Origin of the sequence: Paenibacillus sp. MBLB1832, assembly GCF_032271945.1 — a bacterium.
GTDB lineage: Bacteria > Bacillota > Bacilli > Paenibacillales > NBRC-103111 > Paenibacillus_E > Paenibacillus_E roseopurpureus.
This window is the reverse complement of record NZ_CP130319.1, coordinates 3,836,655-3,862,476: the sequence shown is the minus strand read 5'-3', so window position 1 is coordinate 3,862,476 and position 25,822 is coordinate 3,836,655. Positions and strand designations below refer to the sequence as shown.

The window sequence follows — 25,822 nt, the reverse complement described above, 5'->3', positions numbered from 1 at the left end:
TCGGCCTTAAACGAATAGGGGCACACGCGAACATGCATGTGCTCCTGTTTTTTAAGCAGCAGGGGGAGATTGGTATGAAAAGAAGAAACGTCGTGTTCCTGTTCTTTTCATTGGTACTGTTGGTAAGCTTGAGCACGGGCTTCTACTTCGGTCATTCCGACAAAGAGGCGCCCGGTACCGTCATGACCATAAACGGCAGTCCGGTTTCAAAGTTTGATTTCTTCCTGATTACCGGAAGGGATCTGGGGGATGCGCCGGCACCTATTACCGACCAGGAACGAAATGCAGTCATACGAACGAGATTAACGCAATTGGAAGCGAGCGCGCGCGGGATCCAGATGCCTGTTGACTATAATACATTCATGCAGCAGTTGAAGGCAGAAAACGAACGAAGACGGATCGCGCTGGAGAAGCATGAGCCGATTTACGGTCCCAAGCAGTTCAAGGAACGGGATTATTTCGATTATTTATTATCCAATGCGAAGCGGGAATTGCGCGACAAGCTTCAAGGGAATCCGATTGATGTCAGCGAGACTAAGCTCCTCTCATACTATGAGTCCAACACGGAGAAGCTGGCCAGGAAGCTAGATACTTATGTGTTTCACGAAATCGTGATTCCCGGTACAGATGAAGACGCCAGGGCGGAAGCGGAGGCGATAATGGGAAAGATAAAGACTGCGGATAAGTTCGAGACAGCCTACCAAAAACGTTTGCTGTCACCGGGCCTTGCCTTGGAAGAGACAATGAATCAGGAAAACCGCCGTAATTTTGATAAATATCACAATAATTTCTTTGCTCTTGCCAAGGATCTAAAAGAAGGACAACTAGGAAAAGAGATTGTAGCGGACCAAGAAAATTTCAAGCTGATCCTGTGCACCAAGCGAGAAGCGGGAGGTTATTTTTCTTACGAGGAGATCAAGAACGAAGTCCTGCAAAGGTATTTGGATGCAACGATTGCTGATTACACGGAACAACTCGTTGCAAAGGCGAAAGTGCGGGTGATGGATTGATTAATAAAGCGTTCGATGCCTCTTCGAGTCTATAGACTCGTATTTCAATCCTGTTAGGCAATCTGGCTGAGTGCAGATCGTTGTCTAACGTACAATTCGCATAACAGGACGAGGTGGATAAGGCTTACCTGCGAGGTTTAGGCCTCGATGAAGAGACGTTGCTGGACCTTGCTTTATGCAGAAGAGGATGGAGTCGGATTTTATCTTGATGTTCTTTCAGTTACTCTATTATTACATGGACCTGAAAATTCACTTTTAAATTAGGATAATATTCTTCTCGCCAGTTTTTTAATTCATGAAAAGGAATTTGATTACGGAAATGTTGGCCAAAGCCGAAAATATCCGTTTTATTTTTTTGGGCTTTGTCTAACATATCGTAAAATTGCTTTTTGAACTGCTTTTCTAGTTTGCTTTGTATCTGGTCATTCGTGACGCCTTCTTTTCTTTCTAAAATGTCTATTTTTAAAGATAAATTGCTTGACACTATCGGCTCACTAGTCAGCATTGATGGTTTAATTTTTAATGAGGAGTTTGTGACCATGATGCTGGCATTGCCCAGATTTTCTATTATTCCATTTGCATTATGGTTTTTGAACAAAATTACGAACTGATTTTCACTAGGGTTAATTTTTTCCGTTATTTTACCATTTTTCAAAATAGCGGCACCCTCATAGTTTAATATAGTATCTTTTCCGGAATTAACAACCGGAATGGCTATATCTTTCGTATATGAAAATAAACTTCGATAAACTTCCCAAATGCGGGTGGTCGAAATCTCAGGCGCCCAATCGGCCCCTTTATAAAAATAGTCGATTATAGAGGTTGTATGGGAAAAATGTTTTCCGTTTATATTTGAAAACATTTTTTCGATATTTTCTTCTGTAATGGCTATCAATGCTATTGACGGTAATTCCTTTGATTTCATTAAAAACTTAATCAATTCACTCAAATCTTCTTTGTCATTTGCCAACTTGTTTTGGATAATAATTAACCGTACTTGTTTGTAGTACACAGCGTCTTCAATATTTGTTCTCAGTTGTCCCAGAATACTAGAAACGTTTGTACCTTTTTGGGATACTGTTCTTGACATTTTTCCACCTTTCTCCGATGTTGGAATATGTAATGATACTTTATACTCTTCTTTATTCTCCTTGGAAATCCCGATGATTAAAGGAAAGTTACGCTTATCTATTTCTTTAATATCCCAACAACCGCTGAGAAGTATTAAAGATATAAGAGCAACAATAATCCTAACATAACTATTTATTTTCATAACCCGTCATCCCCCTATTAGCAATGACTCCATAGATAAAAATGGTAAATGGAATAATAACTATAAAATAAGCATGAACACCTGCACTCCACAAAGACAATTTTTCAATCCAGGCCAGATTTGGAACTGATACAGCAAATATAAATGCGATAAGTGAAAAGGCGCATATCCAATACGAAGGTTTGTTTCTCTGCCAATTAAACAATTTCCGAATGATTTGTCCTATTATCCATAGTAAAACAGCATTTAGTAGAATTGTGAGCCCAACCATTGACATACCGAAAAAGATTGTTTGCTGGTTGAATATAAACCAATTTATGTCAACGGAATCCACCGCGTCTTTTGCAGGAAAATGAAATGTGACAACTGTTTCTTGACCAAAAATGAAAAGCGGTAGATATACAACAGCTAGATAGAAAAAAATCACGTAAGTCCATTCCGCAAAAAGTTGGCCGAATTTCAATTTAGTTTCAGGAGGTACAAATCCCAAAAATAATATAGAAGAGAATCCCATAAGATAGAAAAAATCTTTTTTCGTTAAGAAATCGAGAGATGACGGGTAAGCCGGCAAAGCGTTCTTAAAATCAACATTCACGATTGAGGAAATAACAACAAAAAGCACTAGAAAATTAACGATAAAAAAAATGAAAAAGGAAGAACGTAATATCGTGCCTAAACCTTTTATAGCAGTAAATGTTGAAATGAAAAGGAGAAGGATTAATATTGACCAATCAGGTGTTCGACTCAAAAAAATTGAACCAATGTTTTCAGCATGCTGGCGTAGACTCATAGCAACCAGCGCCGTCAGATTGAGTACATATGGGATTAGAAAAATGAATGCAACCCATCTTCCCATTTTCAAATAAATATCAATAATATCTTGTTTCGGAAAATAATTTAACCCTTTCTTGTAAATAATCATTAAAAACATTTGCAGCAATCCGTAAGAAAGAACCACTACAAAATGACCGGTTTTCGTTATTTTAAATATGAGATTAGGATACTGCAAAAAACCAAATCCCATAGACATGGTTATAAAAACTAATCCAATTTGTAACCTTTGAGTCATATTGTGTCGCCCTTTCCTTCAATGCGAAATGTCATATATGCAATATCGCATGACGTTAAACTCGCCAAATATATACATACAAAAGTTAAACCAGTAAATAAACCCAAGATACCGTAAACAGATGCCAAAATTAAAATGGGGTATTTCAGAGCGCGGATGTACAAGGAATTTTGCACTCCTACTACTGATGAATTTGCTATTAGCATCGCGGTGACCACAATGACTAATAAATTACTGACTAATTTCGCATCAACCATCGCCTGGCCAAGTATAATTCCTCCAACCATTGTAATCGTAGGACCTACGCTTTTTGGGAGTCTCAAAATAGCTTCAATTATTAAATCAACTAACACAACCATTGTGAGGGTTTCAACAATGGGTGTTAGTGGAATGCCTTCTCTGCTTTTTGAGATAAACAAGGCGAGATCGATTTTTAATACATCAGGGTTAACCGACGTTAATGCAACATATAAAGCGGGAAGTATAAGTGTGGCCAAAGCACCTAATCCCCTTAGAGCTCGTATCAATAGTGACAGCCCAATAGGGAAATTGCGGTCGTTTACAGTAGTCAACATATCCAGAAAAAGATGAGGAAAAACAAGCGCGCAGGGATAATTGTCTAAAAAAAGAACGACTCTGTTCTTTTTTAGCGAATCGATGGCTTGAATCGGAATTTCAGTTGAGAATAGATAACTAATAGGATTAAACTTATGCTGACCAAAATGCTTATTCAGGTCATCAATCGTCACAATATCCGATTCAATTTGTTTTAAGAGCCGGTCAACTTTTTCAATAAGAGCAATTGGAGCTTTTCCTTTTATATAAAGCATTGAAATCCTTCTTTTAGTCAGTTGTCCAATTTGATGAGAACAATGGCACAGACGTTCTGTGCCCAACCACTTTCGAATCATCCCTAAGTTAATATCAATATCCTCTCCAAACGCATTCAAAGGACCTTGAATAATACTTTCATTTTTGGGCTCATCAATGCTTCGACTTAGTTTTCTGGAGATTGGTACCAGTAAGGCATTGCGATTGCATTCAGATAAGAGTACTAATTTGCCATCTAATATAGCTTTTATAATTTGTTCTAAATCAACATCAAGCTGATCACTAAGGTTAGTGAATAGTTCATTAACTGAAGCAGACATCTTCGCCATTTGTCGAATATATAAATTTGAATGGGTGAAATCTATCATCGTATTAAATCCTATAAGAAAAATTGCTGTTTGTTTAAAATGTTCTTCCTGAATGAAAAAATCATCATGATTGGCAAAAATGGATTTAATTTCTTGGACTAATTTTTGCATAAATTAAACCCCTAATGTTAGACGTGATACTAGTTTAAGCAGCGAAAGGGATTTTTATACAGAAAATACAGGCTTTGATGAAATCTGGATTTGTGATGTGTACCGGCATGAGTTTGCATTAGAGGTAATCGGAGGGAAGGAGTTGGGGTTGATCATATAGCTATCATCAGGCTCATAGTAATCTGCATTGTATGCACCGCTGGAATTGAATCGCTAATTGAATAAAAACTTCAAAGAAAGCTGCTGAGAATAATCGTTCAGCAGCTTTATCTAGCGTATCAAACGTAAAAAGGAATTAAGGCTTTACATATGATAAGGAAAAACCGATTTGACTAACCTGGATTTTTGAGTACGAACCTCTAGCACTCATAACCATACACCCAGTAACGTCGTCTCCACTTTGATAGAATAGTCTCCGGTAGGCCGTACTTATTAGTTTCTTACAGTAACAGGTCTTTATTATTTCACCTGTCAATATAAGAGATAACCCATTTCATTTCTCATGCACCATGGTTGCTTTTTTAACACAGTACGCCTCGAAGAGCTGCCGCAAATTTCGAAATTCCGGACCTGATTTCATCAGCCCTAGCCCTTGCAAAAGTGAATCGTACATAACCGGAGTCCGAACCATAAACACTGCCGGGTACAAAGATAACTCCCCTTCGGATGGATTCTTCCAACAGCTTGTTATCATTTACTTCTGGTATAATCTTGCACCACAGGTGCAAGCCTCCTTGTGGAATCGTAAAGCTGACTAGATCGGGCAGTTCATGTTGAAGAGCTTCAATCAACAAATCCCGTTTATAGAGCAGATGCGTGCGCAAACGGCCCAAATGAGGCTGGAAATAGTGGGACTTTAAAAACTGTGCAGCTACTCTTTGCGGTACAACGCTAAGTCCGAAATCCATCTGTTGTCTTGCATCGGCAAGCCGCTCGACAACGGAATGGGGAGCGACCATCCATCCAATTCGCAACCCAGATGCTGCGATTTTAGAGAAAGAGCCTATGTAGAGGACCGAGCCGATAGGATCAATTGACTTGAGTGGCTGCGGCGGTGACCCGTCGTAAGCAGTAAGGCTAAAGGGATCATCTTCAACTATCGGAAGTCCCAACTCGCTTGCAACATCAAGTAGTTCAATGCGACGATCAGCATCGAGTACAGCACCTGTGGGGTTCTGGAAATTTGGATTAATAAATATCATCTTGATGCGGTGTTTTTTATACAGTGAGCGAATATCTTCGGGCCGGACTCCTTTATCATCTACGGGAAGACGGAACAACCGAAGTCCGGCCGATTGAAACATGGGCAATGAGTAGCAATAAGAAGGATCTTCAATCGCAACCGCATCTCCCGGGGTTAACAAACACTGGGTAATTAAAAATAAGGATTGCTGAGAGCCAGATGTAATGAGTATCGAGGATTCTGTGGTTCGGATGTCCCGATATTGACTAAGATATGAGACAAGCTCTTCCCTGAGCGGGACAAATCCTTGCGGATTGTCATATCCTAAATATTCTGTATAGTGATTTTCGCCCATAAGAATATTTATCTCCTCCACAGGGGAGAGATCAGATGCCAGCTCGCCGCTTGCAAAATCAATCATAGATTTGTCTTGTTGAAGAACTTCCCGGATACGTCGCAAGAAAGGCAAGTTAGGTAAGAAACTCCCACCTTCAACATACCGATGCCAGTTCGGTGTATGTGTCGGTGTAACTCCCCATTTATATTTACTTACTCTCGTACCGCTTCCCGTATGGCTTTCGATGATTCCGAGCGCACGTAATTCAGCATAAGCAAGGATGACGGTGCTTCTATTTACACCCAATTGTTCGGCTAATTTTCGTTCGGAAGGCAGCAAGCTGCCAGGGGGAAACTCGCCGTATGAAATTCTTCGTTCAAGATCATCAGCAATTTGTTGATAAAGAGATTTGGAGCTAGAACGATCAGGTTTCCACATGTCATCACCTTCTATCTAGAGTGGCAAGATGGATAGATATTTATCGCAGATTTAGTTTCATCATAACATTTTGTTCAAAATAAAGAGCCTTTCTTTTTATCTATAAAATGACGAAATAATATCAATCTGTTGAACATGGATGGTGGTTCTGGTTTTGAATTGGATGGTACTCTTGTTAGTATACTTCCCCAAATTTGCATTTTTACTAATATGCGGATATGAAATGAGCTTCGACAGCTTCTTTGACTGTTGTGTTTGTTGGGGAAAGAACAATAGAGAATGAAGAAATTGCAAGATTCAGTCCATTCTCAAAATGATAAAAGGAAGACTAGGCACTTGGATGGGGTAATTTGGACTTAATTGGGTGGTGGGCGTTCAGTTGAATGTTGAACCTCAGCCTTTATTAATTCAGTTATTTGAGGACAAGGGGGCAAATGTCATTCAAATTTTACCCTATCGTCAAAATAGAGCCCGAGACCTTTATATTGAAAATGTTATGTTCTGAAATTACAATGAATTCGATTGACGCTGTTTGCTTCACTACTGCGGTAAAAGTGAAATATTTTTTTGATTACGTAAAATAATGACAATTTGGACCGGGTCAATAAATGCAATATTAAATACAAAATCCAGACAAACAAATGTATCTCTTCCTATAGCTGGATTACTTGGTTCAAATGAGTTTGAAGTTAGGTATCCATACGTAGACGAAGAAGGATTTATAGTGTTTGGTAAAGGAATTCATACCCATCTTGATGAGATTTCAAAGATGAACAACTATTAGAGCATGAGAGGCATGGATCAACATAAGTGTGAAATTGGACTGTAAAAAAAACAGTAAATTGGATGGGGAAAGTGTTCCTATTCAATTATATAATGCTAATGATAGAAATTACGTTAGTAGTCCGAATGAACGAACATTGAAGGGAGATAATAATAATGAATAATTCACATAGAAACAACTACGACCAAACGATGGATGGTCTTCTCAAAATAACAGTAATATTCTTCTTGTCAATTTTCTCAGGGTTATTTTACTTTTTGATTAACCACTTTTTATGAAGTAATGGTATAAAGAGTAGGTTTTGGTTCAAAGGTTGACAATAAAATACATTTGAAAATATCGCTGTAAAAGGAGGCTACTGAATGAATATGAATAGCTATTATCTGATATTTACGATCATTTTATTGATTGGTTTAATTTCTACTATTATGATTGGTTTTTCGCGAAAAAACCGTGAAGGGGATAAATCATATTTCCAAAAGACAAGGGTTAAATGGGTGAGACTTACGGCTTTCTATGTTATTGCAATTACTGCTGGTTTGTTAGCCTTGTTAGCATTCATAATTTCTTCAATAAAATAAAAAAGACGATGAGGATTCATGGCGTTGGTTCTTACAAGTGTAACTTTATATAGTATTGACGCCGCGATAGACGGTACAGTGCCGCAGGTTATTGTATGGACGTACAATGTAATCAACACCGTTTGTACCTTTCTGTTTGTTTCAAATTTTCATGAGGGTGGATTCATTGGATACAAATGGACCTATAATATTTGAGGTTTTAGAATTAAATATTTAATATCAAACTTATGAAGAAAAATAATAGTATAAAATATAAATGATGATAATTCAATTGTTTTATGAGTTAATGGAGAAATCAATTACAAAGGGCACGGAACCCAATACGGAGTTCGTGTTCTTTTTGCTTTTTGAGAACGGTGTGATCTTAGGATTTTCACTCATTTTTTCATACATTTCAATCGAAAATTAATCCCACAGCGGATACCTCTTTCAAACTGTTAAGTTTATTATGATTAGTCACCTAACGTTGTGTCCACTTTTTATTCTAGATCCACTTTTCATTTTTACTGTATTCATAAGTTGGAAAAAGTGCTGATCAGACTACCCTCGATATGTACCTCGAAGAAGAGAAGAAATGGATAACAAAAAAGAAGCCGCGCTTATCCTTGGTATTATCTGTATTCCACGTAGGAATTGGTACGATAATCTATCGGGTGCAGTCGTTCACATTGAGAATTATGGCAAGCGCCAGCACACAGAGGGCTTTCAACGCTTTAGCGCTCACTACCGAAAATTAAAGCAATGTTCTGCAACCCGTACAGCCGTCAAGAGAAGGGAAACGTTGAGAGCAAGTGCGGTTACCCCAAGAGCTAGTGAACTCAGTTAACTAAGTAGCCATAAAGTACTGCCCAAAATTTATAAATGGTGATACACTCGAGAAAATAGATTCAATTACTATGGGGAGATGCTCGTTATGGCTATTTTTGGGTTTGTACCCATTCGGTTTAAACTAATTTTATTCTACGTTCTTGTAACACTCATTCCTTTTACCATGAGCGGTAGTTTAATTTACTATGCTTTTTCTGACTCATCTAAGACGAATGCCCAGCATTATTCGATTCAGATCATGGAGCAAATTCGCATTCATCTTGAAGATTATTATAGCGAAATTCGCCGATTAACCATATCGCCGTTGTATGATCAGCAGGTGATGGATCTTCTGAATAAATACAACAGTGACTACACAATTCCCAATTTCCCATCGACTTCAGAGCAGAGCAGAATCAATCTTTATTTATCTTCCTTCTCCTTTGATCGTCCAGAAGTGAGAGGGGTATTTCTATTTGCTAATAATGGCATTCTTTTCAGTAATCTAAGTGTTGAAAGTGTATTGCCTTACTGGGAGCGGCAACGAAATGAGGTTTGGATGAAAAGTGTTGTAGAAGCGGATGGAAAAGCCATTCTAATAGCCCCCCATGTAGGGAATTATTATCGTAACCGTTCAGACCAAGTTTTTTCTATCGCACGCTTAATTAAAGAACCATACAGCCAGCGTTCCATTGGAATGATTAAAATTGATCTCTCTCCACAGGTTTTTGAACGAATTCTTTCTAGTGTTAGCTTAACGACGAATAGTAAACTCATTGTTGTCAACAACGAGGATGAACAATTTTACCCCATAACCAGCCCGTCTAACAACCATGTTTTATCTGAGAACAAAGAGGTTGCTCTTCAGGGGGCGGACTACATTCGTCAGGAGCAGGTATCTCATTTGACGGGTCTAAAATTTATAGGATTGCTATCATTAAATGATCTTCAGGAGGAAGCTAACATTGTAGTACGATTTATTTTGTATACATTGGGAATTTCCATTCTCTTGTCCATGATTTTATCTTTTGTATTCTCTAAACGACTGACAACAGCCATTAAACATTTGCATGCCAAAATGAAACGTGTACAAAATGGTGATTTTGAAGGGAAAGCAGAGTTCATAACCAATGATGAGATCGGATATCTGGCTAGGGGGTTTAATTCGATGGTGACCGAGATCAATAGGCTTGTAAATGAGGTGTTCGAAACCAAAGTTCGAGAGCGCGAAGCGGAGTTAACAGCCCTGCAAAGTCAAATCAATCCCCATTTTCTTTATAATACATTGGAGTTAATTAGCATGATGGCGATTGAAAATAAGCAATATGATATTAGTGATGTTGCCGCCAGCTTGGGTAAGCAGCTTCGTTATACCGTGGATAAACAACAGCGGCCTGTAAAGCTTCGAGAAGAATTTCATTTTGTAGAGGCGTTTCTCCGTATTCATGAAGTGCGAAGGGGGGAAAGGTTGCAAGTCTGCGTGCAAGCGGATGAAGCCGTATTAGAGGTTCTTGTACCTAAGCTAATCATACAACCGTTAGTAGAAAATGCGCTAGAGCATGGATTACAAGATGGGGGAGGCAGGATCGAAGTTAAAGCTGCTCTTATTGGCGAGGTTGTCAACATATGGGTTACGGATAATGGTGTAGGTATGACCAGTGAAAAGTTGGATCAGATGATGAAATCTCTTCATAACGATACGAATACAGGGCAGGGAGACTTAGAGGGAGAGAAGTTTGGACAAATTCGAAAAGGCTTTGCTCTTCGAAATGTTCATCAACGCTTACGTCTCCTGTATGGCAAAGCGTATGGGTTAGACATCGTTTCTAAGGACGCCAGAGGGTCTACATTTAGATTAACGCTTCCATATGAAAAGACGTCTAGCTTCCTTGATGCTCATGAAAGGGGATCAGACTATGAGTGAATTTACGGTTATGCTTGTAGAGGATGAAGAGCGAATCCGAAGGGGGCTAAAATCACTTCTTGAGGATGTATTTACCGGCTACAAAGTCATCCATGAAGCTGGAAATGGCAAAGAGGCGATTGACATGTTAACGACTCGTGTTCCTGATTTCATAGTTGCTGATATTCGTATGCCCGTAATGAATGGATTTGAGTTCTCTGAGAAGGTGCGGATGATTCACGCTCAGATGCCGATTATATTTTTGTCTGGTTATGCCGAATTTGACTACGTACGCAAGGCTTTGAGAACAGGCGTTACAGATTATTTATTAAAACCGGTGGATCGTGTTGAATTAAAGAAAACCTTGGAGAGGCTCGTTCCAACACTTCTCCTTCATCGTCAATCCCAACAAGTGAATGTGGAGAATGAGCAGGAAGAAGGTCATCAGATCATTAGGAAAGTGAAAGACATGTTATCTCAAAGGTTTCATGAAGACATTACTTTACAAACAGCGGCAGATGAAGTTGGGCTCAGTTATCAATATATGTCTCAACTGTTTAAGTCGAAAACGGGGATGTCATACTCCGACTATGTATTAACTTTGAGGATGAATAAGGCCAAACAACTGCTAAGAGAGACACGCATGAGAATTTATGAAATTTCGGAATTGTGCGGATATGCCAATCCCAAATATTTTATGAATGCGTTCAAACAATCCGAAGGAATAACCCCTAAGGAATATCGGAATCATATGTGATTGTTCGAATTTGGCACGATGTCTAGAATAATTGTACCAAAACCATAATCATAGACATTTTTTAAAAGAAGCCTCTTTCTTATACTAGTAGGAAGGAGGCGATTTAGGTTTGTTAACGAGTACTATGATGAGGCAGGCCCCTATAAATGGGGGATTTCGAATGGATAAATATTGGGTATGGTGCGGGTCAGTCATTAAAGGAGAGGATGATCGCTATCATATGTTCGCTTCTCGATGGTCAATGGAATACCCCATGCACCCCGGTTGGGTATTTCGCTCTGAAATTGTAAGGGCTTCATCTGACTCGCGAGAAGGTCCATACGCATTTGAGGAAGTTGTATTGCCTGCGAGAGGCGCCGCTTATTGGGATGGTCAGGCTACACACAATCCCTCGATTGTTCGCTATAAGGATCAATATGTACTATTTTATACGGGGATAACGTATCCTTTCGATGTCACACCTGATTCCATAGCTGGCGAAGATGAGAGGTATTTTACAGCTCAAGCCCATAAGCGTATTGGAATTGCAACAGCCACAAGCGTAAATGGTCCTTGGGTTAGATGGGATGAACCCCTATTACAGACAAGGCCGCAAGCATTTGATAGCTTTTTGACATCAAATCCGGCGCCATGCGTATCCGATGATGGGTCGGTTCTCCTTTTGTATAAGGCAAGAGCTTACGTTGGTAATCGAATGGGGCCTATGACCATAGGTGCAGCGAAAGCAAACAGGATCGATGGACCTTATGAACGCGTGAGCGATCCTATATTTTCTGTTGATACGGGTGGGGAAATTGAAGATCCTTTCGTATGGCAAGGGGAAGACGGCGTTTACCATATGATAGCCAAGGATATGACGGGGAAAATTTGTGGCGAGAAGCATGCTGGTATGTACGCGAACTCCAATAATGGTCTGAAATGGGATATCGTGCAGGGGCATAAAGCATACTCTAGACATGTTGTTTGGGAAAATGGTGTTTCACAAGTAATGGGCAGCTTTGAACGACCATTTTTGTTAATTGAAAATGGAAAAGCCACCTGTCTATTTGCTGCTACTGGAATGGGTCCTGGAGGGTTTAGTCGCAATTCCATAACTTGGAATATGTCTGTGCCATTAGGTTGATATTGAAAGGAAATTCATTAAATATGAAACCTTTTCTTAAATGTTATGCGTTTTTAGCACAACCAAGCTAAGGTTATAATTCTCTTGTAAGCGTTTTAAGTAAACGCTTAAAGAAAATAATAAAAAGGGAGCTTACCTACCATGAAAAAATTAACCGTCCTAACACTAGGGATGACGTTCTTGCTCTCGGCATGTTCAAGCGGAACCAGTACCAGTACAAGTACAAGTGTACCAACCTCCTCGATGAAGCCGTCTGAGCAGCCGAAAAGCCCAATCAAGCTGACAATGAGCATTTGGGGAAATGATGCACACAAGAAAATGTATGAGGATATGGCTGCAAAGTACAAAGAAACCCATCCTAATGTGACAGTTGAAATGTCAGTCATTCCATTTGCTGATTATCAGCAAAAATTATCCATTATGCTTGCCTCCAAAACAGCGCCGGACATCGCATGGCTGTCCGAACGAATGGTTCCGCAACTGTTAGAGACGAACCAGCTCGAAGAGATTACCGACATTACCAAAGATACGGCTTATGATTTTGCAGACGTGTATCCCTCAACAATGCCATTGCTAACCAAAGAGGGCAAGGTATACGGCATTCCATTCTCCACACCACCAAGTTTAATGTTTTATAACAAAACGATGTTCAAGGACAAAGGCCAGAAGACGCCGATGGAACTTTACAAAAATGGGCAATGGACCTATGACGAGTTCGTAAAGACAGCTAAAACCATGACCAATAAAGCACAAGGTGTTTATGGCGTTAAATTGTTTGGAGACTGGAAAGCTTGGCTTGACACTTATATTAGCTACATTTGGGGCTATGGCGGGGATGTATTTAGCAAAGATGGTACGAAGCTCACCATAAATTCCCCAGAGAGTGAGAAGGCGTTTCAAATGGTATACGATATGATTTTCAAAGATCAATCGACGCCAAAGCCTGGTGATGTTCCTGCATTTGAAGCTGGTAAATTAGCAATGGCTGGGGCTCCTCTCAGTTATGTAGGTGTAGCCAAAAATATTAAGGACTTTGAATGGGATATCGTACCGATGCCTGTTGGTCCTACAAATGGACCTATTCTTGGGGGCTTTGCAGGGTATACCATTCCCAAGGGGACTGAGAACGCTGCTGTAGCAAAGGATTTCCTGAAGTTTATTTCTAACAAAGATCAAATGGCTGTGACTGCACAGTACTTTGTGCCTTCCCGGAAGTCCGTATTGGAATCAGAGGCTTATCGGAAAATCGTCCCGCTGCCTTCGGACGAAAGTATGAAGATTGGCGTTTTAGATCAAATGAAGCGTACGAGGACGTTCCCCGTTCATAAAAATTGGCCGGCTATTGATGCCAAAGCAAAAACGATTATTGATTATTTATATACACAATCTACAACAGTCAAGGAAGTACTGAATAAGTTTGATCAAGAAGTAGGTCCACTAGTCAAACAATAGATATATCTGGACGAGCCCCTACGGAGGGGCTCGTCAGTTCTTAGAGGAGGGGTGAGAACAGCATGAACGTCACAATTCGCAAAAGCAACGCTTGGAGAGAAGCTCTCTACGGATATACCTTTATTGCTCCAATGATGCTTGGTTATATCATTTTTCTGTTGGGTCCCATTCTTATGGCATTCATGATGAGTTTCACCAATTGGTCATTATTTGAATCAGCTTCCTATGTGGGATTAGCTAATTACCGACAAGCGATTATGGGAGAAGAATTATTCTGGTCGACGGTTAAGAATACGTTGTATTTCTCAGCGGGCTTGGTTCCACTTAACATAATGATTTCGCTTTCACTTGCACTCTTACTTCAGAAGAAAGTAAAGGGAATTGGTCTCTTTCGCACCATTGTGTTTACACCTGTTGTAACGTCATTAGTTGCTTGGGGAATTGTTTGGAAATATATTTTCAATACGGATGGTGGCTTAGTCAATCAGCTCCTGCACCTCTTTGGTATGACCGGACCAGCGTGGTTATATGATTTTCAACTAGCCATGCCGGTTGTCATTCTTGTCAGCGTTCTTAAAAACGTTGGTATGAATATGGTAATATTCTTAGCTGCGCTTCAAGATGTGCCTGTTATGTATTATGAAGCGGCAAAGATCGATGGAGCATCCCCATGGAAACGATTTGTACATGTCACGCTGCCTTTGATAGCCCCGTCACTGTTTTTAACCATGGTCATAACGACAATAGGTTCCTTAAAGGTATTTGGACAGATTTACGTCATGACAGGCGGGGGACCAGGGGATAGTACGAAGGTACTTGTGTATTACATATACGAGCAAGCCTTTAAGCTTTATCAGTTCGGCTATGCGTCAGCTGTTGCTTTCTTATTATTTGGCATAATTCTGTTGCTGACTGTACTTCAATGGGTCGTTCGAAAGAGGTGGATCTACCATGAGCAATAAAGTTACCAATCGGATCTCTACCGCAGGGACTTATGTCTTGTTACTCGTTGTGTCGGGACTCATAGCAGGCCCCTTTTACTGGATGCTGGCAACCTCTTTCAAGGATAAAACCAAGGTACTGCAATTTCCGCCCCAATGGTTTCCGCATCCAATTGTATTGGAGAATTACCATGAACTATTTAAGGCGCAGCCTTTTCAATTATATTTTGTAAATTCCCTGTACATTGCAATTATAGTAACGATTGGAACTTGCCTATTGGCTGCGTTGGCAGGCTATTCATTTGCCAAAATCGCCTTTCCATTTAAAAATGGCATCTTCCTTTTACTGCTAAGCAGCATGATGATTCCTACGGAAGTGACAGCGATCCCTCTTTTTGTTTGGATGACGAAGTTGAAAGCAGTTGACACGCATTTTCCACTCATTGTTCCACCGATGCTTGGGGCGGGCGGTATGTTTGGCGTTTTTCTATTAAGGCAATTTTATATTACGCTGCCGAAAGATTTGGATGATGCTGCTAAAATAGATGGCTGCTCGCCATGGACGGGGTTTCTTCGAATCATGCTTCCCATGGCATCACCGGCATTAGCAACGCTTGCTATACTTACCTTTTTGAGTAGTTGGAATGAGTTCTTTGAACCTCTTATTTATTTGAATTCGTCGAAATTGTTTACATTGCCCATAGCCCTTTCCCTATTTACAGATCAAAGCGGTACACAATGGCACCTGATTATGGCTGCTTCGGTTATTTCTACACTGCCGCTATTAATCGTTTTCTTTTTTGCACAACGTAAATTTATTGAAGGTATCGCGATGTCTGGCGTGAAGTAAAGGGAGGAATAACAGATGATAAATAACATAAACGCAGATGTAGTGGTTATTGGTGGAGGCCCTGCTGGTTTAAATGCCGCTATAGCTGCTGGCCGAACTGGAGCCAAAACGGTTCTAATTGAACGCTATGGTTTTCTTGGAGGCATGTCCACAATCGCACTTGTTTATCCGTGGATGACGTTTCATGCCGAGGATGGGCGGCAAGTGATTCGAGGAATTGCTCAGGAAATCATAGATCGACTTATGGCTTTGGGAGCGTCTCCTGGACACTTACGAGATACAGTGGGATTTGTACGTACAGTAACACCTTATGATCCTGAGATATATAAAGTTCTAGCCATGGATATGCTTCACGAAGCTGGTGTAAAGCTTCTACTGCATAGCTTTGTTGATGAGGTGCAGACGGAAGATAATCGTATCATTTCCATCACGCTGACAGGTAAATCGGGAAGGTTTCAAGTATCTGGTCGAGTGTTCGTTGATACGACTGGTGATGCAGATGTCGCTCATTTGGCCGGGGCCCCATGTGAGCTGGGTCGTATGGGAGATGGTCTGACACAACCTATGACGATGAAGTTCCGGATGAAGGGTGTGAATGTACCGGCGGTTAAACAGTATATGATCGATCATCCGGATGAATTTTATTATAAAACGCCGTTTCAAGAGTTAGCCCAATTGCCACTAACTGCCGTAGGGGGATTTAGTCGTCATTGGAAAGAGTGGGGACCAGCGATTCCCCGCAGTGATGTTCTCTTCTTTATTGGGCCTGCGGATGATGAAGTATTAGTAAATACAACTAGAGTTCAAGGTCTTGACGGCACACAGGTCGAGGATCTAACCAAAGCAGAGGAAATAAGCAGAAAACAGGTATTGCAGGTAGCTGAGTTTATGAAGAAGTATTTACCTGGTTTTGAAAAAGCGACAATCTCGCAGGTTGGAGCACAAATTGGTGTCCGTGAAACTAGACGGATTAAAGGTCAGTACATGCTGACCATGGATGATGTTATTGAAGGTAAAAAGTTTCCTGATGTCATTGGACGTAGTGGGTATCCTATAGACCTTCATGATCCTAAAGGAAATGGTGTTAAGGCAGCATGGATTCAAGGCGACGGCACCTACGATATTCCCTATGGGTGCTTGCTTCCTATAAAAATTGTAAATTTACTTGCTGCAGGCCGCTGTATCTCAACGACTCATGAAGCGCTGGGAACGACACGTCTATCGCCTAGCTGCATGGCAACGGGACAGGCTGCAGGAACAGCGGCTGCCTTATCGCTGAGCTATGGGGATGAACCAAAGAATGTCCCAATTGAAAAACTCCAACACCTGCTGCGGGCTAATGGGGTTATATTAAATGACGCTGATTGTCGTTGCGAGGAGGCATGGGATGAGTAATAGCTATGAGAAGAGCAAGATGAGCAATCACTATGCGTTGGATTCTGGCGCAACGCTTGATGTATGTTTTTATACCCAATCAGTCATTCGGATTCGTATAGCGTGGGGAAACCATGAGGTACCTAAAAGCTATATGGTGGATAAATCACCAAAGCTTGACGTTATGATTACTGAAGGGAAACAGGAACAAACGGAAGATGAGTATCTTGCTTCAGGTAACCTAGTTGTCGTAGTCAAAGAGAATGGAGGACTAACTTTCCTGGATCAAGATAGGAAGATGCTGGTTGAACAGCTGCCTATAACGGCAGGTCCGGGCTACGCAGAATTCCAACATGATCGATCTGCTAAATTATTCGGGCTAGGTCAACACCAAATAGGTATGTTGGACTATACGGGCCAAATCATTGAGCTCAAGCATGAGAACACCACCATCGCGATTCCATTCTTATTGACCGATCAAGGGTACGGGATACTTTGGGATAATAGCGGAAAAGTGACAGTGGACGCGACTGAAAAAGGTCGTGTGACGTGGTCTTCCGAACATGGTGAATATATTGATTACTATCTTCTATTTGGGCCATCCACACCGAAGATTATTCAACATTACTGGGAGTTAACAGGTCCAGCACCTATGATTCCAAAGTGGGCATTCGGATTCTGGCAAAGCAAGATGCGCTACTCCAGTCAGCAAGAACTGCTAGAAGTAGCCGAAGCTTATCGAGAGAAAAATTATCCAATGGATATCCTGGTTATTGATTTCTATCATTGGACGCAGTTAGGGGACATGAGATTTGATCCCGAAAGTTGGCCCGATCCAGTAGCCATGTTTGACCGACTAGGTCAGCTTGGTGTAAAAGGAATGATTTCGGTCTGGCCGTATATCTCCAAGAAAAGCATGAATTATGCGCCTATGTCAGATAGGGGGCTCCTGCTTCATAACGAGAGCAAGGTGAGTGTGCCGGTTACAATCTTTAATGGCGATATGGCTGCACTCTATGATCCTTTTCATTCGGAAGGGCGAAGCTACTATTGGGAGCAGGTAAGCCGTTACTACAAGCAAGGGGCTAGAATCTGGTGGGTAGATTCCTGTGAGCCGGATGATGGAATAGAACTGTCAGATTATGATTTGCTCTACACGGCAGATGGTCCTCTTGAAGAACGCATTAATGCTTATGCACTACTGCATGAAAAAGGGCTGTATGAAGGCCAACGAAATGAGGATTTCAACAAGCGGGTACTCATATTTGCTCGAGCGGCATTCGGCGGTGCTCAACGTTATGGAGTAACGGTTTGGTCAGGGGATATTGGTTATGATTTTGAAGCTTTAAGGAAGCAAATTATTGCCGGGCTGCATGCAGCCGTTAGTGGCCTCCCCTTTTGGACAACGGATATTGGAGGGTTTCAAGGGGGAGATCCTCATGATCCTGCATACAGAGAGCTATATGCGCGCTGGTTTCAATATGGTGCTTTCTGCCCTTTATTTCGCGTACACGGCAGCCGTGGTGCATTATCCTTCGATGATTTGTTGTACGGTATTTCAAGAGGAGAGAATGAACTATGGTCTTTTGGCAAAGAACTCGAACCCATTCTTGTTCAATATGACCGCCTGAGATATCGCTTAATTCCTTATATTTATTCGGAGGCTAAGAAAACCTTCGAGACGGGAATGCCGATCATGAGGCCGCTCTTCTTGGAATTTCCCGACGATGCATTCGTCTGGGAAACAACCGATCAATTTCTATTTGGAGAATCACTTCTTGTTTGTCCGGTGGTTGAGCAAGGTGCAAAAACTCGTTCCGTATATTTGCCGGGTTCGGCTGATTGGTATGACTTCTGGACCAATACCAAGTATTGCGGCGGTCAGACGATAACGGCTGATGCGCCTTTAGATACACTTCCCTTATATGTGAAGTCCGGTTCCTTAATCGTAATGACGGAGGAAAAGACATGCATTGAGGCGAGTGCACAAATGAAGTTGACCGTCCTCATCTACACGGGACATGACGCAGCATTTGTTCTATATGACGACGATGGCGAGACTTATGATTATGAGCAAGGTAAATTTATCAAAGTTAAATTTGCATGGGATGAGGCTCAAGGAGAATTAACGATTGAACTTCTAGATGGTTTGCCACCAGAGCATTTCCTGTTAGATGTAAGCATTCAGACTATTCAAAGTGAAAGAATCTCTACATCATTTATCGGGAAGTCAACGGCTCTATTTACAGGTGAAAAGCTCTTTATAAACATGAAAGTTTTGTAAGAACACATAGGAAGGAGTGTGTAAGCATTTCTTCCTATTTACGAATGTAAGCGATTTATTTTTTGGAAGGGGGGATGTGCTGAACTGAGGATTTGTTAGAACAGACTCACGATAAACGAATAATGAGGAGGAACCCAAATGAAAGAGGCTAACAATCAAAAGACTAGCAAACTTACCAGAATGCTTGCATGCTTGCTTTGTGTAATCGTTGTTTTTTCTGTTTATGCAGCGTATCCAAAAGTTCCGAAGGCCTATGCTGCGGACTTAATTATGGACAATTCAGATAGTAGTGGCATATCCCAGATAGGTACATGGACCGGCTCCACGGCAGCGGCAGGTTACTATGGAAGCAATAGTGTTCATGATGGGAATACAGGGAAAGGGACGAAAAGCTTTACCTTTACGCCCAATTTTACGGCCACTGGGGAATATCAGGTATACATGTGGTGGAACACGAATGCGAATCGTGCGGATAATGTCCCCGTAGATATTATTCATCAGGGGACAACGGATACCGTAATCGTCAATCAGAAACTAAATGGAGGAGCTTGGAATTTACTCGGTACGTATTCGTTTGACGCAGGAACTAGTAATACGATTACTATTCGTACTACGGGTACGAATGGATATGTCATCGCAGATGCGATTAAGCTGGTTGCCTCGGGAAGTCCGACCTCAACACCAACACCAACGCCAACCACTAGTCCATCGCCAACGCCGACCTCAACACCACCCCCTGCCAACGGGGAAATCATTATAGATAGTACCGATACGACAGGTATTACGAAGCTTGGGAATTGGGTAATTGCTGCAGGAGCTGGAAGTTATAATAATAATTATTTATCGGATAACAATACGAATAAAGGCAGCTTAAGTATTTCATACACACCTAATATTCCAACATCAGGTTCCTATGCGGTTTATGTGAGGTGGCCATATTTTGCTACAACACCGGCTTCTCAGTCCACTAAAACCCCTATTGTGATTAATTATAATGGTGGTTCCAAGGACAACCTTTTAAACCAAAGGAATAAAGGTTCGGATTGGGTATACCTGGGCAGTTTCCCTTTCGCAGCAGGTACCTCGGGAAATGTCACGATTCGAAATGAAGAAACGGATGGCAGAGTGAACGTGGATGCAGTTAAGTTTGTTCCCGTGTCCAGCATCTCCACGACACCAGTCAACGTTACGAACCCAGTTGCGCTCCCTGCAACAAGTGATGAATTTGATATTTTACGTAATCGAAGGGCTGATTTTGTGACGGGATGGACGTCATTTAATCCTACGGATACCATACTTTCCAATAAACTATATCAAATAAATGCCAAGGCTCAGCAGCTCTGGGATACAATGAATAAAGACAGTGCTCGCAATGAAATTTGGATGGCGAATTCATATGATGGGAACTCATGGGGGCTTACCGCTACGTATCAGGACTTGCTTACGATGGCGATCGCCTATCTTTCACCGTATACGAGTCACGGTTTCAACCTTGCAGGCAACACGCAACTGAAGGACGACATTATAGCTGGAATGGATTGGATTTATTATCGGGATCCTAGCTTAGCAGTAAGTTACAATGAGAATTCGCAATGGCGAGTAAATTGGTGGGATTATGAAATCGGAGCTCCGTTGTATTTAAATGATTTGATGGCTCTTTTATATCAAAATTTAACGACAACACAAATCACAAATTATACGAATGCAATAGAACGATTCTCTCCAAATCCTACCAAATTCTATTATAACGCAAAGTTAAATCCGACTGGCGGAAACACCGCAACAGGTGCAAATCGAATCTGGAAAGCGAATGTGGTGGCGTTTAGAGGAATTATTGTCAAAGACAGCGATAAAATTGCTGCTTCTAGGGACGCACTTAGCCAAGTTCTACAGTATGTCCAAAGCGGAGATGGATTTTACACAGATGGTTCATTTATCCAGCATGGGAAGTTCAGCTATGCAGCTGGTTATGGGAATGACATTATTAGTAGTTTAAGTGATCTGATGACCGTATTGAATGGGTCTACTTGGCAGGTAACCGATACAAATAAGAATAACGTTTTCAAATGGATCTATGACTCTTTCGAACCTGTTGTGTATAAAGGAGATGCCCTAGCTACTACAATAGCCAGAAGTACTGGCGTAGAGAAAGCTCAAGATCATGTTATGGGGCATGGCGTTATAAATGCCATTGCGAAGGTTATTCCTTATTCTAGCGCTTCTGATGCATTGGCTTACAAAAGAATGATCAAACAATGGCTGCAGGAAGATACCGTTTATGGACTTAATATTTATAAAACATATAATGTGTATGTGGCTTCCTTACTAAGAAGTATCATGAACGATACTACGATAGCGCCTCGGGGAGAATTGGTAGAATCTTATGTCTTTCCTTCCATGGATAGAGTCATTCATTTAAGACCAGGATTTGGTTTCAGCGTAGGGATGACTTCCACGAGAATAGGCAACTATGAATCTATTAATAATGTGAATAAGCAGGGCTGGTATACCGGTTTTGGAGCAACCTATTTGTATAATGGGGACTTAAAAAAATATAGCGACGATTATATGGCTACGGTTAATCGATATCGGATTCCTGGAACGACGGTTGATACACAGATCCGATATGATGGGCAAGCCCAAGGCCAAAATAGCACCACAGATTGGGTCGGGGGCTCTGAGTTAGACAATACGTACAGCATTACTGGCATGGAACTTGGTCCCTATAATGTTGCAGCAAGTGGATCGATACCTGCATATGTCAGTAATCTGACAGGCAAGAAGTCTTGGTTTATGTTTGACAACGAAATCGTTAACCTTGGGGCTGGGATTAGCAGCAGCATAGGTCAATCTGTAGAAACAACGATAGAAAATGCGAAATTAACGGATGCGGCTGATAACACACTAACCGTTGGCGGGGTGGTGAAGTCATCGGCACTCGGATGGAACGAAACCATGTCAGGTACGAGCTACATTCATCTAACGGGTAATGCCACAGGATCAGACATCGGTTACTATTTCCCGACTACGGAGACTGTCAAGGGGCTCCGCGAGAGTAGAACTAGTTCGTGGCAGGCCATGGACTCGAAAGCAGGAAGTACATTATATACGCGTAACTTCTTAAATCTCTGGATTGATCATGGCATGGACCCTTCTAATCAGTCTTATGCTTATGTTACTCTGCCTAATAAAAGTGCTTCTCAGACGGCAGTCTACGCAGCTAACCCTGATGTCACAATCCTAGAGAATAGTTCATCTGCACAAGGAGTAAAGGAAACCAGTTTAAATATCACAGGCATCAATTTCTGGAATGACATCACGAAGACAGTTGGAGGAATTACGAGCAATAAAAAAGCATCTGTTATGGTAAAAGAAACCGCGACACAAATCGAAGTTGTGGTATCAGATCCTACGCAAAAGAACACGGGTTCGATTCAAATTGATCTCAATCAATCCGTTGCTTCCGTTTCGTCAAAAGATACCGAGATTACAGTAAGCCAGTTGAACACCGTCAAAATGATTGTGAATGTGAGTGGATCTAAAGGTAAGAGTTTTAAGATTGTATTCAATAAATAAACGAAAGCACATTCCTTATTGATTGATCGATTATGAATGGGAACATGTCTAGGCTTTATTTTATAGTGAATAGGATTAGATCAAGTTACTTATATACTTAAGGAGAGAGCCTAGCATGTTACCGATCAGCGAAAGTATCATCCTGTCCTAGTTGGAAGAAGCTAGTTTAAGCGAAGGAGATCATGAAACATGTTTGATCAAACTGCAATTCATCAACTCAAACATACACTTAGAAAAAGTATTGACAAAAATGAAGTTGCTGGTGCGAATATAATGCTGATTAAAGACGGTAGAGAAATTTTTTACCATCAGGACGGAATGGCAGATCGGGATGCGAGTATCCCAATTTCAAGAAATTCTATTTTTAGACTTTATTCCTTGACGAAACCGATTACCGCAACTTCCGTTATGATATTACTAGAACGTGGAGAAATCGATTTATATGATCCCGTAAGCCGCTATCTTCCTGGTTTTAACAATCAGATGGTGGAGAAAAACGGTGAATTGGTACATATAGAACGGGAAGTCCATATACATGACTTGCTATCTATGACGTCGGGATTGGTATATGGAGGAAGTCATAGAGCTGGACAAGAAACGGAGGCTCTGTTTAAAGAGATCGATTGTCGCCTATTAGGTGAATCGCCTATGAGTACGTTGGAAGTAATGAACCGATTGGGTCAATGTCCGCTTGCTTTTCAGCCAGGCTCATACTGGCAGTATGGAACCTCGGCTGACGTGCTGGGAGCGATTGTAGAAGTCGTAAGCGGAATGCGTTTTGGAGAATTTTTGCAAAGAGAATTATTCGAACCGTTGTATATGAAGGATACTGGATTTTGGTTGCCTGAAGAAAAGAGAGGGCGTCTTGTAAAGACTTACGCGGACAACGGGCAAGGCGGATTGATGCTGTATACGGGAAATCATCTGGGCATCGTTCATCAGATGGACCGGTATCCGGCATTTGAATCGGGAGGAGCTGGTTTGGTTTCAACGATTGATGATGTTGCTCAATTTACTACAATGCTTATGAATAAAGGACGTTTAGATGGCAATCAAATTTTGAGGCCCAGGACTGTCCAATATTTAACGTCGGCAACCTTAAATGGTGTGCAACAGAAAGGATTTGAATCGTGGCATATGCGGAGTGGACATAGTTATGGCAACCTAATGCGCATCCTGACGGATTGCAGAACAGCAGGGGTACTTGGTAGCCTGGGGGAATATGGATGGGATGGCTGGCTTGGAGCCTATTTTGGCAATTTTCCTCAGGAAGGATTAACCTTTCTATTTATGATCCAGAAAAAAGATGCTGGTACGACATCACTTACCAGAAAGTTGCGCAATATTGTACTTAGTACATTCTGATGTACAAATATAACTTAAAGAAGCTTGGATTGTGACAGAGTTTCCTTGCTGACCAGAAACGACGATACTGCTAGCAGGAGGAGACAAATGTGACTCCATGAGAAAGATAGTTTATGTGCAATTTCAATCAGCCCCAACTTTGTCTTTAAGTTGAGGGCTGTTCTTTATGTTCGCTTGCAGCGAGCCAACTAAGGAGTAGTCTCCATCATACCGCGAGGTACGAATGTGCATAGCTGAAACAGACTGCATATTTTATGAGGATACGTGCGGAGGATGTAAAGGCAAAACCCGGAACAGGCGGCATCCCAAGTTGGCTGACGGGTTCGGAGATCCCTGTTTTTGATTATCGCAAGGGGGATCAAGCTGGACGACGATGAATCGCCGACTGTTTTTAAACCAATCCCTTAGAACGCTGAGGCGGGTCTAGACTAGTCGTCTGCGGGTTCAGGTGCATTCTTATCATACACACCGCTACGGTATTCCGATGGGGTCATATCAGTGATTCTGCGAAAGCGCTCGATGAAATAACTGGCTTGAAAATAGCCAACCTCCAGAGCGATTTGCTTGACCGGCATATCCGTAATCATAAGCAGCTGCTTTGCGAGCTCAATGCGCTGCAGCGCAATATACTCAAGCGGCGGCATTCCGTACAGGGTGTGGAAAGTGCGGCTGAAGTAAGCGCTGCTGAGAGCGCAGTAGTCGGCCAAGTGCTGCAGCGTGAGCTGCTTGCTGCAGTTCGCCCGTATGTAATCGGCCGTTTGCCTAAGCTTATGTTCGAGCTTGGTCGGTGTTTTCCCGCTTTGTCCTGTGAGGATGTTGATCTCCTGCAAGATCTGGTAGAGAAGGGCGCTGATGCGAGGAATGTCCGAAACGTAAGTATCCTGGGCCAAGGCCCATAGCTGCTCGATTAGCGGCAAAATAAGCCGCCCGCATTCTGCAGTGAGAAGCCATGGATCACTACCGAGAATATGCTCGCGTATAATTGCTTCGATGCCCTCGCCCTTGAAGTACAACCACATCACTTCCCAAGGGTCGTCCGGATCGGCCTCATATCTCTGGACCTGATGCTCGGAGTATACAAAGCCGTAGTATGGTTCGATCGGAATGCGTCCCTTCGTGGAATGCACCCATCCTCTTCCCTTCGTGACGACATGTAGATTATAAATATGGGCCTTATACCGATTCCCGTGAATACGATGGTTCTTCTCGTTCTGAACTATTCCGACTGCAATGGGGAAATATGGGAGAGGGGAAGTCGTGGCATGATGGAAAAATCGACTGATATATATCGGACTCGCCTCCAATCGCAAAATACTGATATCATTCGCAAAAACAGGTTATCTGTTTCTTGCTATAACTATTATATAATTGTTATTGCAAGTATGAAAAGCGCAAAAATGACGTA

Annotated in this window: 19 protein-coding genes; 14 read left to right on the top strand and 5 right to left on the bottom strand. The window is 41.6% G+C overall.

Translation table 11 applies throughout. The annotated features are described in order from the left end of the window. Positions 1-74 precede the first annotated feature (74 nt). Positions 75-1,010, top strand: a complete 936-nt coding sequence (locus tag MJB10_RS17385; RefSeq protein WP_314796700.1) for a peptidylprolyl isomerase — start codon at positions 75-77, stop codon at positions 1,008-1,010. A gap of 220 nt (positions 1,011-1,230) precedes the next feature. On the opposite strand, the gene MJB10_RS17380 is transcribed toward MJB10_RS17385, so the two are convergent. The 4 genes from MJB10_RS17380 to pdxR form a co-directional block, all read right to left on the bottom strand. Further along, a complete protein-coding gene (locus MJB10_RS17380) occupies positions 1,231-2,283 on the bottom strand; it encodes a Ger(x)C family spore germination protein (protein ID WP_314796698.1) in 1,053 nt (350 codons plus the stop codon). Beyond that, on the bottom strand, positions 2,270-3,352 hold the full coding sequence (locus MJB10_RS17375; protein ID WP_314796696.1) for a GerAB/ArcD/ProY family transporter: 1,083 nt from the start codon (positions 3,350-3,352) through the stop codon (positions 2,270-2,272). The genes MJB10_RS17380 and MJB10_RS17375 overlap by 14 nt, the downstream gene beginning before the upstream one ends. Beyond that, complete coding sequence (locus MJB10_RS17370; protein ID WP_314796694.1) at positions 3,349-4,662, bottom strand: spore germination protein; 1,314 nt, start codon at positions 4,660-4,662, stop codon at positions 3,349-3,351. The genes MJB10_RS17375 and MJB10_RS17370 overlap by 4 nt, the downstream gene beginning before the upstream one ends. Positions 4,663-5,183: 521 nt before the next feature. Then, positions 5,184-6,620 (bottom strand): MocR-like pyridoxine biosynthesis transcription factor PdxR, encoded by a 1,437-nt coding sequence (pdxR, locus tag MJB10_RS17365; RefSeq protein WP_314796691.1) that lies wholly within the window; start codon positions 6,618-6,620, stop codon positions 5,184-5,186. A 583-nt stretch (positions 6,621-7,203) separates the two neighbouring features. Between pdxR and MJB10_RS17360 the strand changes: the two genes are divergently transcribed. From MJB10_RS17360 to MJB10_RS17300, 13 genes are all read left to right on the top strand, one after another. Then, positions 7,204-7,404 (top strand): hypothetical protein, encoded by a 201-nt coding sequence (locus tag MJB10_RS17360; protein WP_314796689.1) that lies wholly within the window; start codon positions 7,204-7,206, stop codon positions 7,402-7,404. 362 nt (positions 7,405-7,766) lie between these two features. After that, entirely contained in the window at positions 7,767-7,985 is a 219-nt protein-coding gene (locus MJB10_RS17355; protein WP_314796687.1) for a hypothetical protein, read from the top strand. Positions 7,986-8,559: 574 nt separating this feature from the next. Then, positions 8,560-8,811, top strand: coding sequence for a hypothetical protein (locus tag MJB10_RS17350; RefSeq protein ID WP_314796685.1), 252 nt, complete (start codon positions 8,560-8,562; stop codon positions 8,809-8,811). A gap of 306 nt (positions 8,812-9,117) precedes the next feature. Next, entirely contained in the window at positions 9,118-10,716 is a 1,599-nt protein-coding gene (locus tag MJB10_RS17345; protein WP_314796683.1) for a sensor histidine kinase, read from the top strand. Continuing rightward, positions 10,709-11,452, top strand: a complete 744-nt coding sequence (locus tag MJB10_RS17340) for a response regulator transcription factor (protein WP_314796681.1) — start codon at positions 10,709-10,711, stop codon at positions 11,450-11,452. The genes MJB10_RS17345 and MJB10_RS17340 overlap by 8 nt, the downstream gene beginning before the upstream one ends. 694 nt (positions 11,453-12,146) lie before the next feature. Next, positions 12,147-12,575, top strand: a complete 429-nt coding sequence (locus MJB10_RS17335) for a glycoside hydrolase family protein (protein WP_314796678.1) — start codon at positions 12,147-12,149, stop codon at positions 12,573-12,575. 141 nt (positions 12,576-12,716) lie between these two features. After that, complete coding sequence (locus MJB10_RS17330) at positions 12,717-14,027, top strand: ABC transporter substrate-binding protein (protein ID WP_314796676.1); 1,311 nt, start codon at positions 12,717-12,719, stop codon at positions 14,025-14,027. Between the two features lie 62 nt (positions 14,028-14,089). Then, positions 14,090-14,989, top strand: coding sequence for a carbohydrate ABC transporter permease (locus tag MJB10_RS17325; RefSeq protein ID WP_314796674.1), 900 nt, complete (start codon positions 14,090-14,092; stop codon positions 14,987-14,989). Then, positions 14,979-15,818: a carbohydrate ABC transporter permease gene (locus MJB10_RS17320; protein WP_314796671.1), complete on the top strand. Its 840-nt coding sequence runs from the start codon at positions 14,979-14,981 to the stop codon at positions 15,816-15,818. The genes MJB10_RS17325 and MJB10_RS17320 overlap by 11 nt, the downstream gene beginning before the upstream one ends. A 15-nt stretch (positions 15,819-15,833) precedes the next feature. After that, positions 15,834-17,213 (top strand): FAD-dependent oxidoreductase, encoded by a 1,380-nt coding sequence (locus MJB10_RS17315; RefSeq protein WP_314796669.1) that lies wholly within the window; start codon positions 15,834-15,836, stop codon positions 17,211-17,213. After that, entirely contained in the window at positions 17,206-19,476 is a 2,271-nt protein-coding gene (locus MJB10_RS17310; RefSeq protein ID WP_314796667.1) for a glycoside hydrolase family 31 protein, read from the top strand. The genes MJB10_RS17315 and MJB10_RS17310 overlap by 8 nt, the downstream gene beginning before the upstream one ends. Before the next feature lie 138 nt (positions 19,477-19,614). Continuing rightward, on the top strand, positions 19,615-23,052 hold the full coding sequence (locus MJB10_RS17305; RefSeq protein WP_314796666.1) for a polysaccharide lyase family 8 super-sandwich domain-containing protein: 3,438 nt from the start codon (positions 19,615-19,617) through the stop codon (positions 23,050-23,052). Positions 23,053-23,241: 189 nt separating this feature from the next. Continuing rightward, positions 23,242-24,417 carry a serine hydrolase domain-containing protein gene (locus tag MJB10_RS17300; protein WP_314796664.1) on the top strand — a complete coding sequence of 392 codons (1,176 nt, stop codon included), beginning with the start codon at positions 23,242-23,244 and terminating at the stop codon, positions 24,415-24,417. A gap of 428 nt (positions 24,418-24,845) precedes the next feature. Here MJB10_RS17300 and MJB10_RS17295 read toward each other — a convergent pair whose 3' ends face one another. Beyond that, complete coding sequence (locus MJB10_RS17295) at positions 24,846-25,721, bottom strand: helix-turn-helix transcriptional regulator (protein WP_314805701.1); 876 nt, start codon at positions 25,719-25,721, stop codon at positions 24,846-24,848. Positions 25,722-25,822 lie beyond the last annotated feature (101 nt).

Coding starts and splice junctions, on each gene's coding strand:
- MJB10_RS17380 (WP_314796698.1), bottom strand. CDS start 2,283: ATGAAAATAAATAGTTATGTTAGGATTATTGTTGCTCTTATATCTTTA.
- MJB10_RS17305 (WP_314796666.1), top strand. CDS start 19,615: ATGAAAGAGGCTAACAATCAAAAGACTAGCAAACTTACCAGAATGCTT.
- MJB10_RS17360 (WP_314796689.1), top strand. CDS start 7,204: ATGACAATTTGGACCGGGTCAATAAATGCAATATTAAATACAAAATCC.
- MJB10_RS17375 (WP_314796696.1), bottom strand. CDS start 3,352: ATGACTCAAAGGTTACAAATTGGATTAGTTTTTATAACCATGTCTATG.
- MJB10_RS17370 (WP_314796694.1), bottom strand. CDS start 4,662: ATGCAAAAATTAGTCCAAGAAATTAAATCCATTTTTGCCAATCATGAT.
- MJB10_RS17355 (WP_314796687.1), top strand. CDS start 7,767: ATGAATATGAATAGCTATTATCTGATATTTACGATCATTTTATTGATT.
- MJB10_RS17335 (WP_314796678.1), top strand. CDS start 12,147: ATGGGGCCTATGACCATAGGTGCAGCGAAAGCAAACAGGATCGATGGA.
- MJB10_RS17340 (WP_314796681.1), top strand. CDS start 10,709: ATGAGTGAATTTACGGTTATGCTTGTAGAGGATGAAGAGCGAATCCGA.
- MJB10_RS17315 (WP_314796669.1), top strand. CDS start 15,834: ATGATAAATAACATAAACGCAGATGTAGTGGTTATTGGTGGAGGCCCT.
- MJB10_RS17300 (WP_314796664.1), top strand. CDS start 23,242: ATGTTTGATCAAACTGCAATTCATCAACTCAAACATACACTTAGAAAA.
- MJB10_RS17320 (WP_314796671.1), top strand. CDS start 14,979: ATGAGCAATAAAGTTACCAATCGGATCTCTACCGCAGGGACTTATGTC.
- MJB10_RS17330 (WP_314796676.1), top strand. CDS start 12,717: ATGAAAAAATTAACCGTCCTAACACTAGGGATGACGTTCTTGCTCTCG.
- MJB10_RS17385 (WP_314796700.1), top strand. CDS start 75: ATGAAAAGAAGAAACGTCGTGTTCCTGTTCTTTTCATTGGTACTGTTG.
- MJB10_RS17350 (WP_314796685.1), top strand. CDS start 8,560: ATGGATAACAAAAAAGAAGCCGCGCTTATCCTTGGTATTATCTGTATT.
- MJB10_RS17325 (WP_314796674.1), top strand. CDS start 14,090: ATGAACGTCACAATTCGCAAAAGCAACGCTTGGAGAGAAGCTCTCTAC.
- pdxR (WP_314796691.1), bottom strand. CDS start 6,620: ATGTGGAAACCTGATCGTTCTAGCTCCAAATCTCTTTATCAACAAATT.
- MJB10_RS17310 (WP_314796667.1), top strand. CDS start 17,206: ATGAGTAATAGCTATGAGAAGAGCAAGATGAGCAATCACTATGCGTTG.